The sequence below is a fragment of the Luteimonas viscosa genome, assembly GCF_008244685.1.
GTDB lineage: Bacteria > Pseudomonadota > Gammaproteobacteria > Xanthomonadales > Xanthomonadaceae > Luteimonas > Luteimonas viscosa.
In genome coordinates this window covers 1,932,621-1,949,399 of the sequence record NZ_VTFT01000001.1, presented here as the reverse complement: position 1 = coordinate 1,949,399, position 16,779 = coordinate 1,932,621, and the positions used below count along the sequence as shown (strand labels likewise).

Sequence of the window (16,779 nt, the reverse complement as noted above, 5' to 3'; positions counted from 1 at the left end):
GGGCTGCGCCGCGGCCCCGCGTGGCCCGGGTAAGCGCAGCGCACCCGGGACGCATGATCGGGTGGCGTGACGCTTCCGCTTCCCCGGATGCGGCCTTCGGCCTTATCCGGGCTACGCCGCGGCCCCGCGTAGCCCGGGTAAGCGCAGCGCACCCGGGACGCATGATCGGGTGGCGTGACGCTTCCGCTTCCCCGGATGCGGCCTTCGGCCTTATCCGGGCTACGCCGCGGCTCCGCGTAGCCCGGGTAAGCGCAGCGCACCCGGGGCCGGACGAGACCGGAACGTCAGGCGTACTCGTCGAGCAGGCCGCGCAGGCGCACGTGCGCCTGTGCCGGCGCCGGTGCGTCGTCGCCGGACAGCGCGTCGCCGCCCGCGCGTGCCGCGGTACCGCTGCGCGACGCGCCGCCCTCCTGGCCCGCCTGGCGCTGGCCCACGTCGGCCTGGCCCAGTTGCAGCCCATGCTGGCCCAGCAGCTCGCGCAGGCGCGGCAGGCTGGCCTCGATCGCCTGCCGCACTTCGGCGTGGGCGCTGTGGAACTCGGCCCGCACCTGGTCGCCGTCCAGCTGCACGCGCACGTCGATCGGCCCCACGTGTTCGGGGTTGAGGCGGATCTCGGCATGGCCGACCCGCTGCTCGGCCATCCACGCGATGCGCGTGCCGAAGCCGTCGTCGAAACCGGTGGCCGGATCGGCGGGCATCGGAAGCGGCAGCGGCAACGGCGCCGGGCCCGGCGACGACCGGGTCGCGGCCAGCGGTGCCGGTCCGGAAAGGCCGGTGTCGGGGAGTTCGATGGCGATGCCGGCTTCTGCCGCGGCGCCCGTCTCGCGTGCCGCGGGCGCTTCCGCCGTGGCGACCGCCAGGGCGGCGACGAAGCCACCCGCCGCCGTAGCGGTGCCCGGATCCGCCGCTGCCGTGACGGCCGGGAAGCCGGCAGCGCCTGCGGCCGTTCCCGCCACGCTGCCGGTCGGCGCTCCGGCCGAAGGCGGTGCGGCGTCAGCCGGACCCCCGGGCGCGGCGGGAGCGAGCGCGATCGCAAGCGCGGCCGCAGCACCCGCGGGCAGGCCCGGTGGCCCGCCGCCAGCCTGCGCGATCGCGGGTGCCGCTGCGGCGTTGGCCGCAGGCGTCGGCATGCGCGCGCCGAACCAGTGCCCGTCGAGCAGGGCGAGCAGGTCTCCGGGCGAGGGCTCGTCCGCCTCCTCGGATCCGGCAGGATCGGCCGCGCCCGAAGGCGTCGCCGCCGGTCCCGCCGGCGGATTGGCGACCAGCATGTCCGCGAACGGCCGTGCCGGACGGCCCGCGTCGGCCGCCGGTTCGCCGGCTCCGGAGTTGCGATCCGCGCCGCTGCCGCGCTCGCCGCGGACCGGCGGACGCGCAGACGCCTGCGGGCGGGGATCGGCCTGTGTTCCGGCGTCGATGCGCGCGCCGCCGCGCGGCACCGGCGGCGCGCCGGCGGCCGCGGCCAGCGAAGGGACGCCGGCGCCGCTCATGGCTTGGATCCTTCGTCGGCCAGCGCGGCGACGCGCGCACGGCGACCGCCGAGGTCGTCCATCTCGCGCTGGACGCGCTGTTCGGCGACCCTGGATTCCTGCGCGCGATAGCTGTCGGCCAGTTGCTCCAGCACCTTGGTCTCGCGGCTGGCGAGCATCAGCCGCGCACGCTCCACGTCGCTGAGCTGGCGGTTGTGGTCGACGATCCCGGCCTGCTGCACGACGGCCGCGTTCAGCCGTTCCCGGAACGCCAGCCGGTTGACCAGCAGCGCCGGCGAGATCGAGGTCGCGGCGGGTGCCGCGGCGTATTCCTCGGCGTAGCGGCGCAGCGCTTCCAGGCGCTGCTCCTGTTCGCCGAGCGTGCGCTCGCGGTCGGCGACCTCGCGGGCCACCGAGTCCTGGCGCTGCTGCATGATCCTGAGCAGCGGATCGAGCCGTTGCGAACGCATCGGTTCAGGCCTCCTGCGGGCGGTTCGGGGCGACGGCGGCCGGGCCGTCGTCGAGCAATGCGGCAAGCGCGGCGCGGCTGGCGGCCACGTCCGAGGCCTCGGCCACGTCCTGGCCGAGGAAGGCCTGGATCGCCGGCCAGCGCGCCACCGCCTCGTCGACCGCGGGGTCGCTGCCGCGCTGGTAGGCGCCGATCGCGATCAGGTCGCGCTGGGCCGAATGCGCGGCCATCAGCCGCTTGAGCCTGCGGATGCGTTCGCGCCAGGCCGGGTCGGTGATTTCCTGCATGACGCGGCTGACCGAGACCTCGACGTCGATCGCCGGGTACTGGCCGGCATCGGCGATGCGGCGGGTGAGCACGATGTGGCCGTCGAGGATCGCGCGCGCGGCGTCGGCGATCGGTTCCTGCTGGTCGTCGCCCTCGGTGAGCACGGTGTAGAACGCGGTGATCGAGCCGCGGCCGTCGGCGCCGTTGCCGGCGCGTTCCACCAGCTGCGGCAGCTTGGCGAACACGCTGGGCGGATAGCCGCGGGTGGTCGGCGGCTCGCCGACCGACAGGCCGACCTCGCGCTGCGCATGGGCGAAGCGGGTCAGCGAATCCATCAGCAGCAGCACGTGCAGGCCCTGGTCGCGGTAGTACTCGGCGATCGCGGTGGCGCGCAGCGCGCCGTGCAGGCGCGCCAGCGGCGGCCGGTCGGCGGGCGTGGCGACGACAACGGCGCGGCGCAGGCCTTCCTCGCCCAGCGTGCTCTCGACGAAATCGCGCACCTCGCGGCCGCGTTCGCCGATCAGGCCGACCACGATCACGTCGGCGGCGGTGAAGCGGGTCATCATCCCGAGCAGCGTGGACTTGCCGACGCCCGAGCCGGCGAACAGGCCGATGCGCTGGCCGCGGCCGATCGGCAGCAGGGCGTTGATCGCGCGCACGCCCACGTCCAGCGACTGGGTGATCGGTTCGCGCATCAGCGGATTGATCGCGGTGCCGGCCAGGCCGACCCACTGTTCGGCGCGCACCGGGCCGCGGCCGTCGAGCGGCACGCCGTCGCTGTCGATGACGCGGCCGAGCAGGCCCTCGCCGACCGCGACTTCGCCGCGCCGCCGCAGCGGCACGACGCGCGCGTTCGGCAGCAGGCCTTCGAGATCGGCGGTGGGCATCAGGTAGGTGCGGTCGCCGGCGAAGCCGACGACCTCGGCGTCGACCCAGCGGCCGCCGGCGGTCTCCACCCGGCAGCGCGAGCCCAGCGGCGCGCTGCAGCCGGAGGCTTCGAGGGTCAGGCCGACGGCGCGGCGCAGCACGCCCTCGCGCGCCAGCCCGAGCGACGGCGGCTGCGGGTCGGCGGCCTGCAGGCGCGCGGCCAGGCGCAGGTTGCGCGCCTCCTGCCAGTGCGCGGCGGCGACGCTGCTCATGGCCGGGCCTCGCCGGCGGCGAGGGTCGCCTCGAGCACCGACTGCAGGCGCGAGGCGATGGTGCCGTCGATGCGCACGCTTTCGCTGTGCAGGCGCAGTTCGCCGCGGCCCAGCGCGCCGTCCACCACCAGGCGCACGCCGTCGAGGCCGGCCAGGTGCGGGGCGAGCACGCCGAAATCGTCGTTGTGCAGGCGCAGTTCGAGTTCGCGGGTGTCGCTGCCGACCGCCTCCAGCGCCTCGCGCACGAGGTCGGCGAGCAGGGTCGGGTCGGCCCGGTAGGCGCGCCCCACCAGGTGGCCGGCGATGCGCACCGCCAGGTCGGCGAGCGCCTCCGCCACCTCGCCGTCGAGGCGCGCGAGCGGGCGGGTGAAGCCGTCGAGCACGCCTTCGATCTGCGCCACCATGCGGCGCACGTCGGCCTGTCCGGCGGCGACGCCTTCGGCGTGGCCGCGCGCGAATCCTTCTTCCCGCGCCGCGCGTTCGAGCGCCTGCAGTTCCTCGACGCTCGGCGGGGCCGGCACCGGTTCGGCGGGCGTGGCCACCGGCACCGAGACCAGTCCGGGCGCGTTCCAGCGCACGGCCCCGCCGGCGGCGAGGCGCGGGTCGTCGGCGCGCAGCGCGCCGGTGCCGTTCACACCAGCACCTCGGCCTTGGCCGCCAGCTGGATGTCGCCGTTGTCGGCCATGCGCCGCACGACGGCCAGGATTTCCTTCTGCGCGCCCTCGACCTCGGCCAGCCGCACCGGGCCACGCGCCTCCATGTCCTCGACCAGGATCTCGGCCGCGCGCTGCGACATGTTGCCGGTGATCTTCTCGCGCACCCTGGCGTCCGCGCCGCGCAGGGCCAGCGCCAGCTGCTCGCTGGAGACCTCGCGCAGCACCGCCTGCATCGCGCGGTCGTCGATCTCGGCGAGGTTGTCGAACACGAACATCAGGTCGCGGATGCGGGTGCCGAGTTCACCGTCGATCTCGCCGATCGCGCCGAGCAGCACCTCGTCCTGGCCCGAGTCCATGAAGTTGAGGATGTTGGCCGCGACCTTGACCCCGCCGACCGAGGACGACTTGATGTTCTGGTTGCCGGCGAACTGGCGCGCCATCACGTCGTTGAGTTCGTTGAGCGCATGCGGCGGGATGCCGTCGAGCGTCGCCAGCCGCAGCAGCACGTCGACGCGCACGCGCTCGGGCAGGCACTTGAGCACTTCGGCGGCCTGGTCGCCGTCGAGGTGGGCCATGACGATGGCGATGATCTGCGGGTGCTCGTTGCGCACCAGTTCGGCGATCGCGCGCGGCTCCATCCACTTCAGGGTGTCGAGCCCGGAGGTGTTGCGGCCGAGCAGGATGCGGTCGATCAGGCCGCTGGCGCGGTCCTCGCCGAGCGCCTGGGTCAGCACCGCGCGCACGTAGTCGTCGGCGCCGCTGCCCAGGCCGCTGGGCTGGGCCAGCACGTCGACGAACTCGTCGAACACGCGCGCCACCGCGTCGCGGCTGATGCCGCCGACCGAGGTCATGGCCACGCCCAGCTTCTGCACTTCCTTGGCGCCCATGTGCTTGAGCACTTCGGCGGCCTGCTGCTCGCCGAGCGAGAGCAGCACGATCGCCGCGCGCTGGACGCCGGTCAGCGCGACGCCCTGGGATTGCTCAGCCATCGGATTCCACCATGTCGCGCACGACCTGGGCGACGCGCTTGGCGTCGGTGCTGACCGCGGTGCGCGCGATCTCGAGCTTGTCGTCGAGCTTCATCGACGAGGCGGGTGCCGCGAGCGGCGCCGACGAGACCTGCGCCTGCGCCGGTGCCGACAGGCTCACCGGCGGGTCGTCGTCGGCATTGGCGACGGGGGCCACGGTGGCGGTCGCGGTGCGACCCGCGAGCAGCTGGCGCGAGGCCGGGCGCAGCACGGTGAAGATCAGCAGCAGCACCGCGAGTCCGCCGAACACCAGCCGTCCGAGCTCGCGTGCGCGCGGGTGCTGCCAGAACGGCAGGCCTTCCTCGGGCGCGTCGAGCGCGCCGCCGCGTGCGAAGGGTGCGTTGACCACCGAGACCACGTCGCCGCGCTCGGCATCGAAGCCGATCGCCTGCTGCACCAGGGTCTCGATGCGCGCGATCTCGGCCGCGTTGAGCGCGCGACCCTCGGCCGCCGCACCCGCGCCGGCGGCCGCGCCAGCGGTCGCCGCCGCCGCGGGCGCGATGTTGTCGACCAGGACCGCGGCGGTGACGCGGCGGATCCGGCCCGGTGCCTGGCGGGTGTGGGTCAGGGTGCGGTCGAGCTCGTAGTTGCGCACCGAACTGCGGCTGCCGGGGCCGGCGGCGGCCTCGGCCGCCACGGGCGCCGCCAGGTCGGCCGCGTCGGGGTTGTTGCTGGCGGCCCCGGGCACGCCCTGGGCCACTGCGTCGCCGGCGCTTCCGATCGCGCCCGATTCGGAAATCTGCTCGCTGCGCACCATCGCCGGCTGCGGGCCGTAGCGCTCGCTGGCCTCCTCGGTCTGGGCGAAGTCCATGTCCACGCTGACCTTGGCGCTGACCCGGCCGGGGCCGGTCATCGGCTCGAGCAGTTCCTCGATGCGCTGCACGTAGACCGATTCCTGCCGGCGTTGCTGGTCGAACTGCTTGGCGCCGATCGCGTCGTCGCTCTGCGGATCGGCGTTGGAGAGCATGCGGCCGAACTGGTCGACCACGGTGACCCCTTCCGGCGGCAACCCGGGGATGGAGGAGGCCACCAGGTGCACGATCGCGTTCACCTGGCCTTGCTCGAGGGTGCTGCCGCTGCGCAGCTGCAGCACCACCGAGGCGCTGGCGGGCTCCTTCTGGCGGGTGAACGCGCTGGGCTTGGGTAGGGCCAGATGCACGCGCGCCTCGCGCACCGGGCGCAGGTTGGCGATGGTGCGGGCCAGTTCGATCTCCTGCGCGTGCTGGTAGCGCGCGCTCTCGACGAACTGGCTGGTGCCGAAGCCCTGGTCGCCCTGCATCGATTCGAAGCCGTTGCCTTCGCTGGCCGGCAGCCCGGCGGCGGCCAGCGCCATCCGCGCCGCGCCGACCTGGTCGAGCGGCACGGCCAGCGCGCCGGTGGCCGGGTCGAGCTTGAACGGGATCTGCGCGCCGCGCAGCAGTTCCGACGCCTCGGCGGTCGACTTGGCGTCCAGCCCCGCCTGGACCGGGACGAAGTCCGGCTTCTGGCTCCAGAAGAACAGCCACAGGCCGAGCGCGATGGCCACCGCCACCAGCGCCAGCAGGCCGAGCTGGCGCACCGCAGGGATGTCCTGCAGGCGGCCGAGGTCGCGCAGGTTGGCGGAGGCCTTGGGAAGTGCGATCACGGACATGGGCTGGGATTCGGGATTCGGGATTGGGGATGGGGAACTGGTAGCGGCGGATTACGGGAGCGGGATCGGGCTTCGTGGTTGCGGGTATGGGCTTCGCCGTTGCGAATCCCGAATCCCCAATTCCGAATCCCGGCCCTAGATCGGCATGTTCATCACGTCCTGGTAGGCCTGCACGAGGCGGTTGCGGACTTCGACCGTGGCCCGGAACGCGACCTGCGACTGCTGCATGGCCACCATCACCCGGGCCAGGTCGGCGCGCGGGTCGCCGAGTTCGAACGCATGCTGCAGGGCGCCGGCATTGGCCTGGGTGGCGCTGACCTTGTCGATGGTGTTCGACAGGGTCTCGGCAAACCCGGGCGCTGCCGCCGCCCTGCCGGCGCCGCCGACGTCGATCGCGTTCGAGGGAGCGACGTCGCCGCGCGCCGCACCGGTGCGCATCTCGTGCGCTCGGATCTGCGAAAGGATCGATGAGATGGCGTCGGTCATCGCGTGGGCTGCCGGTCGGTCTGCTGTGGATCAGGCAAGTCCCGTGCCACGGCCGCGTCGGAAAGCCGCCGCGGACGACCGGCTCAGGCCGCCGCCGAAACGTCGCGGTCGATCCCGTACTTGCGCAGCTTCTCCACCAGGGTGGTGCGGCGCAGGCCCAGCAGCGGCGCGGCATGGGCGACCACGCCGCCGGCCTGGTCCAGCGCCGCGCGCAGCAGTTCCAGTTCGATCTCCGCCATGTGGCCGCGCAGGTCGATGCCCTGCGGCGGCAGCGTGGTGGTGGCCGACAGCTGCGACGGGTCGGGTGCGATCGCGGCATGCGCCGGCTCCGCGACGACCGGCGCGGGCGGCGGCGCGGTCGCGGCCGGCGGGTCGAAGGCCTCGCCCGCGGCGGCGGCCGCGGCGCGGTAGCGCGCCGGCAGGTCGGCCGCGCGCACGGTGCCGCCCGGGTGCAGCACCGCGAGGCGTTCGAGCAGGTTGCTCAGCTCGCGCACGTTGCCCGGCCAGGCGTAGTGGCGCAGGGCGTCGATCGCGTCGGAGGCCAGGGTCACCTGGCCGCGGCCCGATTCGGCCAGCTGGCGGGTGATGGCCGCGATCAGGTCGGGCAGGTCCTCGCCGCGCTCGCGCAGCGCCGGCATCTCGATCGGGAACACGTTGAGGCGGTAGAACAGGTCCTCGCGGAACTCGCCGTTGGCGATCCGGTCCTCGAGGTTGCGGTGGGTGGCGGCGATCACGCGCACGTCGCACTTGATGGTGGTGGTGCCGCCGACGCGCTCGAAGCAGCGCTCCTGCAGCACGCGCAGCAGCTTGACCTGCATCGGCAGGCTCATGTCACCGATCTCGTCGAGCAGCAGGGTGCCGCCCTCGGCCATCTCGAAGCGGCCCTTGCGCTGGGTCAGCGCGCCGGTGAACGAGCCCTTCTCGTGGCCGAACAGCTCGCTCTCCAGCAGGTCCGGCGGGATCGCGCCGCAGTTGATCGCCACGAACGGCTTGTCGCGTCGCGCCGAGCGCGCGTGCAGGGCGCGCGAGGCGACCTCCTTGCCGGTGCCGGACTCGCCCAGCACCAGCACCGTGGTGTCGTGCGGCGCGACCTGGTCGATCATGCGGTTGAGCTGGAGCACGCCGGCGCTGCGGCCGGTCGGGCCGAAGGTCGGCACCTCGCGGCGGGCGTCGTCGTCCAGGCGCTTGAGGCTGGCGCGGCGCAGGGCCTCCTGCAGCTGGGTGCGGCGGATCGGGAACGCCAGCGGCCACACCGACTGCGGGTGCAGGTGGGCGCGCCAGGCGGCGCCGGCGGCGTGGCCCGGCAGTTCCAGCACCGGCGGGTGCAGCGCCTGGGTGGCGAGCCACGCGGCGAACACCTGCCAGGAGTCGCCGTCGCCGACGTCGCCGACCACGATCGCGACCCAGTCGCTGGCGCGCGCGCGCGACAGGTCCAGGTCGGCCGCGTCGTCGACCAGGCGCGGGGTGAAGTCCATGAACTCGAGCAGGGTGGCCACGCGCTCGGCGCGGCTGCCGTCCCGGTCGAGCACGAGGATGCGGGACTCGCTCATGCCGAGGCCTCCGTGTCGTTGCCGTTGCCGCCGGCGCCGGCGAGGGCCTCGAGCAGCGGCAGCACTTCGTGGATGTAGGCCAGCTTGCTGACGAAGGCGTCGGCGCCGGCGCGCAGCGCGTGCTCGCGGTGCTCGCCGTCGTCGAAGTGGCTGGTGATGACGATGTAGGGCGGGTTGTCCTGGGCCTTGATCAGGCGCGTGGCCTGCAGGCCGCCCATTTCTGGCATGGCCAGGTCCATCAGCACCACGTCCGGGCGCAGCACCTCGCACTGGGCGATGGCCTCGACGCCGTTGCCGGCGGTGCCGGCCACGGTCAGCCAGGGCAGGCGCCGGAAGTGGCGCATGGCCGCGGAGATGAAGCCGGCATGGTCGTCGACCAGCAGTACCGAAATCTGTCGCATCACACGTACTCCTGACGGGCCTGGCGCGGGGCCAGGCGCTGGCGCGCGCGGGCCGGGCCGATCGCCAGCTGGTCGCGGTACTTGGCCACGGTGCGGCGCGCGATGCGCACGCCCTGGCGGGCGAGCAGGCCGGCGATCACGTCGTCGGCCAGCGGGGCGGCGGCCGGTTCGGCATCGATCAGGCGCCGGACCATGGCCTTGACCGCGGTGCCGGCGATCTGCGCGCCTTCCAGCCGCACCGCGAACAGGCGCTTGAGCTCGAAGGTGCCGCGCGGGGTCTGGATGTACTTGCCGCTGACGATCCGCGAGACGGTGGACTCGTGCACGCCGATGGCGTCGGCGACTTCGCGCAGGGTCAGCGGCAGGATCGCCTCGGGACCCTGGTCGAGGAAGTCCCGCTGGCGCTCGACCAGCACCTGCGCGGTCCGCAGCAGGGTGTCGTTGCGCATGGCCACGCCGCGCACCAGCCAGCGCGCCTCGTCGAGCAGGCCGCGCAGCGCGGCATGGTCGCTGCCGGCCAGCGCGCGTTCGCAATGCGCGGCGATGCGCAGCTGCGGCGCGCCGCGGCGGTTGAGCGCGACGCGCCACGCGCCGCCGCCGCGCCAGGCGACGACGTCCGGGACGACGTGGCCGTGGTCGTCGGCGACCGGCGCCTGCACCGGGTGCGGGCGCAGGCCCAGGATCATGCCCAGCGCCGCGCGGACGGCGTCGGCGCCGGCGCCGGTCGCGGCGGCCATGGCGGCATGGTCGTGCGCGGCGAGCAGGTCGAGGTGTTCCGCCAGCAGGCGCAACGCCAGGCCGCGGGTGGCGTCTTCCGGCAGCGCGTGCAGCTGTGCGCGCAGGCATTCGCCGGGATCGGCCGCGGCCATGCCCGGCCAGTCGCCGTGCAGCAGGCGCTGGCGCAGCACGCCGACGTCGTCGGCGCGGGTGGGGAAGGCGGCGCGCGCGGCGGCGAGCAGTTCGTCCAGCGGCTGTTCGAGGTAGCCGCGGTCGTCGCAGCGGTCGAGCCACCAGGCGGCGATGTCGAGGTCGCGCGCGTCCCAGTGCAGCGACAGCAGGCGCAGCAGGCGCAGGCGCGGGTCGCTGGATTCGCCGTCGGCGATGCGCAAGGTGGCGTCGTCGTCGCCGCCACCGATGCTGCCGCCGGAGAGGAACGCCGGTTCCGGCAGTTCGTCCCAGGCCGCGGCTTCGAGCATCGCGGCCTCGGGGGCCTCGTCGGCCTCGGCTTCCTCGGCGGCCTCGTCCTGTTCCAGCAACGGATTGCGCTCCAGCGCCTGGCGCAGCTCCTGTTCCAGCTGCGGGGCGGTCAGCTGCAGCAGCCGGATCGACTGCAGCAGCTGCGGCGTCAGGTTGACGCCCTGGACCATCGCGGTACGCATGTTGCCTTTCATCGAACCCGTCTCCCGTCGGCCGACCCGCTGTCGACCATGGGGCGCATCGTGAGGCGCGCGTGACGGTTCCCGAATCGGGGCGGACCCGGGTCCGGATCAGGGCTTTCCCGTGCCCTTGTCGGGGCGGCCCCGACATCGCGTCATGTTTCCGACGCGCTGCGGGAAGAAGGTGACGCGAAGCGACGCTTTGCGTCAGTCCGGCTCAGGGCCGGTCGTGCAGGCGCAGCGCCACCCGCAGCAACTCGCCGGCGTTGCGGCAGCCGAGCGCCTCCATCATCCGCGCGCGGTGGGTTTCCACGGTCTTGACGCTGATGCCGAGGTCGCTGGCGATCTGCTTGGTGGTGCGGCCGGCGCCCAGGGCCTGCAGGATCTCGCGCTGCCGGCGGGGCAGCGCCTCGGGGTCGCCCTCCGCGCGGCCGCCGTTGCGGTAGGCATGCAATTGCGGTGCCGAGACCTGCGGGCTGAGGTAGGTGCGGCCGGCGGCGGCGGCGCGGATCGCGATCTCGAGTTCGGCCGGCGCGGCCTCCTTCACCACGAAGCCCATCGCCCCGCGTGCCAGCGCCTCGCGCACGTGCAGCGCGTCGTCGTGCATCGACATGATCACCACGGCGCAATCGGGCGCGGTCCGGCGCAATTCGGCGAGGGCGTCGAAGCCGCTGCGCCCTGGCATCGACAGGTCGAGCAGCACGATGTGGGGCAGCGCCTCGCGCGTGCGCAGCACCGCCTCGTCGGCACTGCTGGCTTCGGCCACCACCTCGATGTCCGCGAACGACTCCAGCAACCGGCGCAGGCCGGCGCGCACCAGCGTGTGGTCATCGCAGATCAGAACTCGCAGCAACGCATCGCCCCCTCGGCTCGCTACCGCCACCATAGCGGCGCCGGGCCGCTGCGCGCGGCAGCACGGCCCGAAGTGTGACAGGGTACTCAGCCGCCCGGGTGCGGACGACGGCTTTCGGCGACGGCGCGGCGATGGATGCGGAACAGGTGGCGTTCGAGCGCGGCTTCGAGCAGGGGTGGCAGCGCATCGAAGCGCAGCCAGCTGCGTACGCCCTCGGCGTCAGTTTCGCGGGCGATTTCGGTGGCCGGCAGCAGCAGCGCCGACGGCAGCCAGTCCGCGGGACGGACCCGGAACAGGCCGCTGCTTCCAGGTGCCGGCGGATCGGCCAGCACCAGGCAGGCGCCGCGGGCCGACCAGCGCAGGCTGCACGGCGGGTCGTCGTCGTCGTGTCGGCCCAGGCCCGCCACCAGGGTGGTCAGCAGGTCGAGCTTGGCTTCGATGCGGTGCAGGGCGTGGTCGCCGGCGTCGGGTTCCTCGGCGCGCGGGCCGTCCTCCACCACCGCAAGCGTGCGCAGCAGGGCCTCGCCGCTGGCGGCGAGCGCGGGATCGGTGCGCCGCGGCCGCGGCAGGAATGCCGCCGGGCGCAGTTCCTCGCAGGCCAGGGTGTCGCCGAACAGCAGGGCTTCGGCGGCAGCGCGGGTGTTCATGCCAGCGCCCGCGCCCACGCACGTGCGCCGCGCTGGTCCTGGCCGAGCTTGTCCAGCGTGCGGCCGACCTCGTCGCGCGCGGCCTGTACTTCGGCGGCCAGTGCCTGCTGCGCGGCCAGCAGGGCGCGCCACGGCGCCTGCGGCTGGGTGCTGAAGTCGACCGCCGACACCGCCGCGACCACGGCCCGGTCGTGCGCCTGCAGCAGCGCGGTCGCGCGCTCCCAGGCGTCGCCCGCGATCGCCGCGCGGACCTCGTCCACCGGCAGCACGGGGATCATGCGGCCCCCGCGGGCGCGATCGCCAGCCAGGCCGATTCGATGTCGCCGAGCAGCGCGTCGACCTCATGCAGCGGCGCCGCATCGTTCTCGACGTTGGCCGCGAGCAGGCGCCGTTGCGCATAGTCGTACAGCGCCTGCAGCCCGTCGGCGATCTCGCCGCCGGCCTCGAGGTTGAGCGCGCCGTTGAGCCCGCCGATGATCGCGCTGGCGTCGCTGATCGCCTGCGACTTGCGCGGCAGGTCGCCGCGCTGCAGGCAGGCGGCCGCCAGCCGCGCACGTTCGCGCGCGCCGGCGAGCATCAGCGCGATCAGCCGGTGCGGACTGGCTTCCAGCGCCGCGCTGGACACGCTGGTCTGCCGGTACTGGTTGGCGAGGTTGCGGGCGTTCATGTCAGTCCGTGGAGGGTCGGGCGAGCTGCTGGGTCAGGAAGTCGCTGCTGGTCTGGAGCGAACTCAGCAGCACGTCGAGCGCGGTGAACTGGGTGCGGTAGCGGGCTTCGGCCTGGCTCATGCGGAAGTCGAGCGCGCTGCGCTGGTTGGCGAGCGCCTTGCTGCGCTCGGCGAGGCTGTCGCTGCGGCTCTCGAGCAGGCCGTCGGCCTCGACCAGGCGGTCGACCACGGCATCGAGCCGGCCGACCATGCCCTCGTCGCCGGCGAACACGCGTGCCGCCGCCTCGGGATCCGCGGCCAGCCCCTTGTCGAACGCGGCCTCGTCCAGCTTGAGCGTGCCATCCTTGTTGATCGTGATGCCGATCGCCTTGAGGTCGGTGACGTTGTCGCCGACCACGTCGCGCAGTTCGCGCGTGGCGTTGCGCACCATCGAGTCGCCGTTGAGCGCGGCGGCCACCCGGGTGCCGGTGTTGTATGCGGTGGTCTGCGCGATCGTGCCGAGCGCGGCGTTGTAGGCGCTGACGAAGCTCTTGGCCGCGTTGCGCTGGAGGCTGGCGTCGCCCTCGATGCGCAGCTCGCGCACCGTGCCCGGCTCGGCCTCGGTCAGGGTCAGGCCGACTCCGTCGATCGCGTCGGTGATGGTGTTCGACGAGCTGGTGCGCTCGATGCCGTCGATGCGGACTTTCGCATCGGCGGCGGGCAGCAGTTCGGTGAGGCCGGAGGTGCCCTCGGGATCGTAGGCCAGTGCCGACAGCCCGCCGTCGCCACCGCTCGCGGTGACGGTCAGCGCGCCGGCGGTCCCGGTATCGACCGCGTTGAGCACCAGGTGCGGGCCGTCGTCACCGGTCACGATGCTGGCGGTGACGGTCCTGCCGCCGGCCGCGGCGTTGATCGCGTCGCGGATGCCGGCCAGGGTGTTGTCCGGAGCCGCGACCTGGACTTCGATCGAGGTGTCGCCGGCGCTGATGGTGAGCGTGCCGGTGCCGACCGCCGCATCCGCCGCGAACGCGCCGGAGGTGAGCTTCTGCGCACTGGCCAGTGCCAGCACCTCGATCTGGTAGCGACCCGCGGCCGCGCCGGCCGACGTGGTCGCGGAAAAATTGGCTTCCGGCGGCAGGATCGCCTTGCGCGCCTGCAGGTTGTCGCTGGAAGTCAATGCATTGACGGCCGTGCCGAGCGCGGAGAACGCGCTGCGCAGGGCGCCGATGGCCGAAATCTGGGCGTTGACCTGTCGCTCGCTGCGGTCGATGCGGGCATCGGGCTGCGCGCGGTCGGCGGCGACCAGCTGCGCGACCATGGTCGGGACGTCGAGCTTGCCGGCGGTGCCGATGGTGGTGCTCATCGCGATGCGCGCCGGGTGGTGCGGGTCGAGGCGGCGGCATGGGCCGGGCGTTCAGGGCGCTGGCGATGCATGGCGTGCTCCTCGACGGAAAGGGATGCGGGGTGGGGCGGTGGGACAAGGATCCTGCAGGCGCTGCGCCAGCAGCGGCGCTGGCGTGGACGCGGCTGGCGCAGCGCCTGCAGGGAAAACGAACAGCCGGAAGAGAGATGGGGCAACGCCTGGTGCGACGCGCCGGTGACGCGCCCGCGCGCCAGGCGGTGCCGGGAATGCACGGGGCGCGGCCGTGGCCGCGCCCCGTGCGAACCATCAGCGCAGCAGGCTGAGCACGCCCTGCGTGGACTGGTTGGCCTGGGCCAGCATCGCCGTACCGGCCTGCTGCAGGATCTGGTTGCGCGAGAGCTGCGCCGATTCCTTGGCGAAGTCCGCGTCCTGGATCCGGCTGCGGGCGGCCGACAGGTTTTCCGACGTGGTCGACAGGTTGGCCACGACCGAGGTGAAGCGGTTTTGCACCGCACCCATGTCGGCGCGCGCGGTGTTGATCGCGCCCAGGGCGGCGTCCATCGCCAGCATCGCGTCGTCGGCGCCGGCGGCGGTGGAGATGTCGAGGTCGGCGAAGCCGGTCATGTCGGTTTCCGTGGCCGAGGTCGTCGCGGCGGTGAAACCGGAGTTGGTGACCGTGCCGCCGATGACGATGTCGGCACCGCCGCTGGCGGTCAGCACCACGTTGGCGCCATCGGTGGTGGCGACGACGTCGGTCACGTCGCCATCCGCCAGCGCAGCGTTGATCGCGGCGGCCAGCAAGGTCGCGCCAGCGGCGTCGGCGGTGACGGTGGTGTCGGCAACGGTCTGCCCGGCCACGGTCAGGCCGCTCACGGTGCCGGCGGTCAGGGCGCCGCTGGTCACGGTGGCCTGTTCGGTCCTCGACCATTCGCCGAGCGCGCTGGACTGCGCATTGGCAATGGCGGCGATGTCGATCGTCTCGCCCTGGTTGGCGCCGACCTGGAAGCTCTGGTTCTGGAACGAACCGTCGAGCAGCTTGACGTCGTTGAAGTTGGTGGTGCCGGCGACGCGGTCGACTTCGGCCTTCAGCTGCTGGGCTTCGGCGTTCAGCGCGGCGCGGTCGGAAGCCGAGTTGGTGGCGTTGCGCGACTGCACGGCCAGCTCGCGGATGCGCTGCAGGTTGTTGCCGATCTCGGCCATCGCGCCTTCCGCCGTCTGCGACAGCGAGATGCCGTCGTTGGCGTTGCGGGCGGCCTGGTCCATGCCGCGGATCTGGGTGGTGAAGCGCTGCGAGATGGCGAGGCCGGCGGCGTCGTCCTTCGCGCTGTTGATGCGCATGCCGGACGACAGGCGCTGCAGGCTGGTGGCGAGGTCGGCGCCGGACGCGGTCAGGTTGCGCTGGGCGTTCAGCGACATCACGTTGGTGTTGATGACAGACGACATTTGAACATCTCCTGGAAGGTTGGGTCCGGCGGCGACGAGAAGGCTGGGCCGGTGTTCGCAGGGTGCTGACCGGGATTGGTCCTCGCCGCTGCTGTGATGGGTAACGGCGCCGGCCTGTCAAGCTTTAGGGCCGGGCGCGACCCAAGGGAGGAATTCCTACATGCGGTCGAACAGCGACAGCCGCTGCACCTGCAGCATCGTCTTCTGCGCCGCTTCGAGCGCCGTCAACTGCAGCGTGAGGCGGCTCGCCGCCTCGGCGAAATCGACGTCGCGCAGTTCCGACAGCGACTGCTGCAGCGTGAGGTCGCCGGCACCGCGCGCATCCTCCGCGGTGTCCAGCGCCGCCAGGCGCGAACCGGTGCCCGAACGCAGCGCCAGCATGTGGTCCTGGGCGGTGGCGAGATCGCCGAGCGCGGCGCCGACGAGGTTGTCGCGCCGCGCGAATTCGGCGGCGGTCGCCGCGGGCGCCTCGAGCGTGTCCACCAGGCCCTGGAGGGTGGCGAAGATGTCGCGCGTGGGCGCGGGTTCCACGGTGAAGACGTCGCCGGCCGCGGGCGCGCCGGTGAGGCTGAGCTGCATGCCGCCGGCCGAGATGGTGGCGCCGTCGGCATAGCTGCCGGTGGCGAGTTCGACGCCGTCCGGGTCGAGCACGCGCCAGCTGTCGGCCGCGGTGAACTCCACCCGCAGCGGCTGCCCGCCCCAGGCGGCATGGTCGGCGACCGCACTCGACTGCAGCACGCCGCTGCCGGTGTTGCCGCTGGCGGCGCTGCCACGGACGATGCCGTCGCCGGTGCGCACGCGCAGGAACACCTCGCTGCCCGGGTCGCCGTCGGCCACCCACTGGTCCGGCGCGACCTCGACCGCGTTGCGGCCGTCGTCGCCGGCGTACGAGACCGTGCCGCCGTTGTCGGCGAACGGAATGATGCCGTCGCGCGAGCCGGCGAACAGGCGGCGGCCGTTGCCGTCGTCGCGGTTGGCGATCGCCAGCAGTTCGCTGCGCACCGCGCGCAGCTCGGCGGCGATCGAGGCGCGGTCCTGCGCCGACATCGCGCCGCTGTTGGCCTGGATCGCCAGTTCGCGCGCGCGGTTGAGCTGGGTGCCGACATCGGCCAGGGCCGACTCCTGCGAACGCAGGCGGTGCTGGACCAGGCCGGCGTTGCGATCCTGCTGGCCGAGCGAGGCCAGCGCATGGTCGAGCTGCTGGGCGCGCGCCATCGCGGCGGGATCGTCGGCGGCGCGCAGCAGCCTGGTGTTGCCGACCAGTTCCTGCTGCGTACGTGCGACCCGCTGCTGTTGCTGCAGCATGCCCTGGAGGCCCTGGGCGTACAGGCCGGCGGTGGAAATGCGGAGAGCGGTCAT

The 16,779-nt window shown here is 73.4% G+C and carries 17 protein-coding genes; all 17 read right to left on the bottom strand.

Features of this window, described 5'->3' with window-relative positions:
• Positions 1-284: 284 nt before the first annotated feature.
• Positions 285-1,487 (bottom strand): flagellar hook-length control protein FliK, encoded by a 1,203-nt coding sequence (locus FZO89_RS18770; protein ID WP_262378581.1) that lies wholly within the window; start codon positions 1,485-1,487, stop codon positions 285-287.
• Positions 1,484-1,936, bottom strand: a complete 453-nt coding sequence (gene fliJ / locus FZO89_RS08590; protein WP_149102862.1) for a flagellar export protein FliJ — start codon at positions 1,934-1,936, stop codon at positions 1,484-1,486. Before fliJ ends, FZO89_RS18770 begins: the two co-directional genes overlap by 4 nt.
• Positions 1,937-1,940: 4 nt before the next feature.
• Positions 1,941-3,341, bottom strand: a complete 1,401-nt coding sequence (gene fliI, locus FZO89_RS08585) for a flagellar protein export ATPase FliI (RefSeq protein WP_149102861.1) — start codon at positions 3,339-3,341, stop codon at positions 1,941-1,943.
• Complete coding sequence (locus FZO89_RS08580; RefSeq protein ID WP_187471189.1) at positions 3,338-3,919, bottom strand: FliH/SctL family protein; 582 nt, start codon at positions 3,917-3,919, stop codon at positions 3,338-3,340. The genes fliI and FZO89_RS08580 overlap by 4 nt, the downstream gene beginning before the upstream one ends.
• 53 nt (positions 3,920-3,972) lie before the next feature.
• A complete protein-coding gene (fliG, locus tag FZO89_RS08575; RefSeq protein WP_262378706.1) occupies positions 3,973-4,959 on the bottom strand; it encodes a flagellar motor switch protein FliG in 987 nt (328 codons plus the stop codon).
• Positions 4,960-4,978: 19 nt separating this feature from the next.
• A complete protein-coding gene (gene fliF, locus FZO89_RS08570; protein ID WP_149102859.1) occupies positions 4,979-6,655 on the bottom strand; it encodes a flagellar basal-body MS-ring/collar protein FliF in 1,677 nt (558 codons plus the stop codon).
• A 135-nt stretch (positions 6,656-6,790) separates the two neighbouring features.
• On the bottom strand, positions 6,791-7,141 hold the full coding sequence (fliE, locus tag FZO89_RS08565; protein WP_149102858.1) for a flagellar hook-basal body complex protein FliE: 351 nt from the start codon (positions 7,139-7,141) through the stop codon (positions 6,791-6,793).
• Positions 7,142-7,224: 83 nt separating this feature from the next.
• Positions 7,225-8,691, bottom strand: coding sequence for a sigma-54 dependent transcriptional regulator (locus tag FZO89_RS08560; protein WP_149102857.1), 1,467 nt, complete (start codon positions 8,689-8,691; stop codon positions 7,225-7,227).
• Positions 8,688-9,092, bottom strand: a complete 405-nt coding sequence (locus tag FZO89_RS08555) for a response regulator (protein WP_149102856.1) — start codon at positions 9,090-9,092, stop codon at positions 8,688-8,690. Before FZO89_RS08555 ends, FZO89_RS08560 begins: the two co-directional genes overlap by 4 nt.
• Positions 9,092-10,483, bottom strand: coding sequence for an RNA polymerase factor sigma-54 (gene rpoN / locus FZO89_RS08550; protein WP_149102855.1), 1,392 nt, complete (start codon positions 10,481-10,483; stop codon positions 9,092-9,094). Before rpoN ends, FZO89_RS08555 begins: the two co-directional genes overlap by 1 nt.
• 202 nt (positions 10,484-10,685) lie before the next feature.
• Positions 10,686-11,318 (bottom strand): response regulator, encoded by a 633-nt coding sequence (locus FZO89_RS08545; RefSeq protein WP_149104102.1) that lies wholly within the window; start codon positions 11,316-11,318, stop codon positions 10,686-10,688.
• Between the two features lie 89 nt (positions 11,319-11,407).
• Positions 11,408-11,968, bottom strand: coding sequence for a PilZ domain-containing protein (locus tag FZO89_RS08540; protein WP_149102854.1), 561 nt, complete (start codon positions 11,966-11,968; stop codon positions 11,408-11,410).
• Positions 11,965-12,246 carry a hypothetical protein gene (locus FZO89_RS08535; protein ID WP_149102853.1) on the bottom strand — a complete coding sequence of 94 codons (282 nt, stop codon included), beginning with the start codon at positions 12,244-12,246 and terminating at the stop codon, positions 11,965-11,967. The genes FZO89_RS08540 and FZO89_RS08535 overlap by 4 nt, the downstream gene beginning before the upstream one ends.
• Positions 12,243-12,635, bottom strand: coding sequence for a flagellar export chaperone FliS (gene fliS, locus FZO89_RS08530; protein ID WP_149102852.1), 393 nt, complete (start codon positions 12,633-12,635; stop codon positions 12,243-12,245). Before fliS ends, FZO89_RS08535 begins: the two co-directional genes overlap by 4 nt.
• Before the next feature lies 1 nt (position 12,636).
• On the bottom strand, positions 12,637-13,977 hold the full coding sequence (fliD, locus tag FZO89_RS08525) for a flagellar filament capping protein FliD (protein WP_149102851.1): 1,341 nt from the start codon (positions 13,975-13,977) through the stop codon (positions 12,637-12,639).
• A 306-nt stretch (positions 13,978-14,283) separates the two neighbouring features.
• Entirely contained in the window at positions 14,284-15,420 is a 1,137-nt protein-coding gene (locus FZO89_RS08520; protein ID WP_149102850.1) for a flagellin, read from the bottom strand.
• 156 nt (positions 15,421-15,576) lie between these two features.
• Positions 15,577-16,779, bottom strand: coding sequence for a flagellar hook-associated protein FlgL (gene flgL, locus FZO89_RS08515; protein WP_149102849.1), 1,203 nt, complete (start codon positions 16,777-16,779; stop codon positions 15,577-15,579).

Excerpts from the sequence above, each read along its gene's own strand:
- FZO89_RS08555 (WP_149102856.1), bottom strand. The coding sequence starts at position 9,092 with ATGCGACAGATTTCGGTACTGCTGGTCGACGACCATGCCGGCTTCATC.
- fliS (WP_149102852.1), bottom strand. The coding sequence starts at position 12,635 with ATGAACGCCCGCAACCTCGCCAACCAGTACCGGCAGACCAGCGTGTCC.
- fliI (WP_149102861.1), bottom strand. The coding sequence starts at position 3,341 with ATGAGCAGCGTCGCCGCCGCGCACTGGCAGGAGGCGCGCAACCTGCGC.
- FZO89_RS08535 (WP_149102853.1), bottom strand. The coding sequence starts at position 12,246 with ATGATCCCCGTGCTGCCGGTGGACGAGGTCCGCGCGGCGATCGCGGGC.
- flgL (WP_149102849.1), bottom strand. The coding sequence starts at position 16,779 with ATGACCGCTCTCCGCATTTCCACCGCCGGCCTGTACGCCCAGGGCCTC.
- FZO89_RS18770 (WP_262378581.1), bottom strand. The coding sequence starts at position 1,487 with ATGAGCGGCGCCGGCGTCCCTTCGCTGGCCGCGGCCGCCGGCGCGCCG.
- FZO89_RS08540 (WP_149102854.1), bottom strand. The coding sequence starts at position 11,968 with ATGAACACCCGCGCTGCCGCCGAAGCCCTGCTGTTCGGCGACACCCTG.
- fliD (WP_149102851.1), bottom strand. The coding sequence starts at position 13,977 with ATGAGCACCACCATCGGCACCGCCGGCAAGCTCGACGTCCCGACCATG.
- fliE (WP_149102858.1), bottom strand. The coding sequence starts at position 7,141 with ATGACCGACGCCATCTCATCGATCCTTTCGCAGATCCGAGCGCACGAG.
- rpoN (WP_149102855.1), bottom strand. The coding sequence starts at position 10,483 with ATGAAAGGCAACATGCGTACCGCGATGGTCCAGGGCGTCAACCTGACG.
- FZO89_RS08520 (WP_149102850.1), bottom strand. The coding sequence starts at position 15,420 with ATGTCGTCTGTCATCAACACCAACGTGATGTCGCTGAACGCCCAGCGC.
- FZO89_RS08560 (WP_149102857.1), bottom strand. The coding sequence starts at position 8,691 with ATGAGCGAGTCCCGCATCCTCGTGCTCGACCGGGACGGCAGCCGCGCC.
- fliF (WP_149102859.1), bottom strand. The coding sequence starts at position 6,655 with ATGTCCGTGATCGCACTTCCCAAGGCCTCCGCCAACCTGCGCGACCTC.
- fliJ (WP_149102862.1), bottom strand. The coding sequence starts at position 1,936 with ATGCGTTCGCAACGGCTCGATCCGCTGCTCAGGATCATGCAGCAGCGC.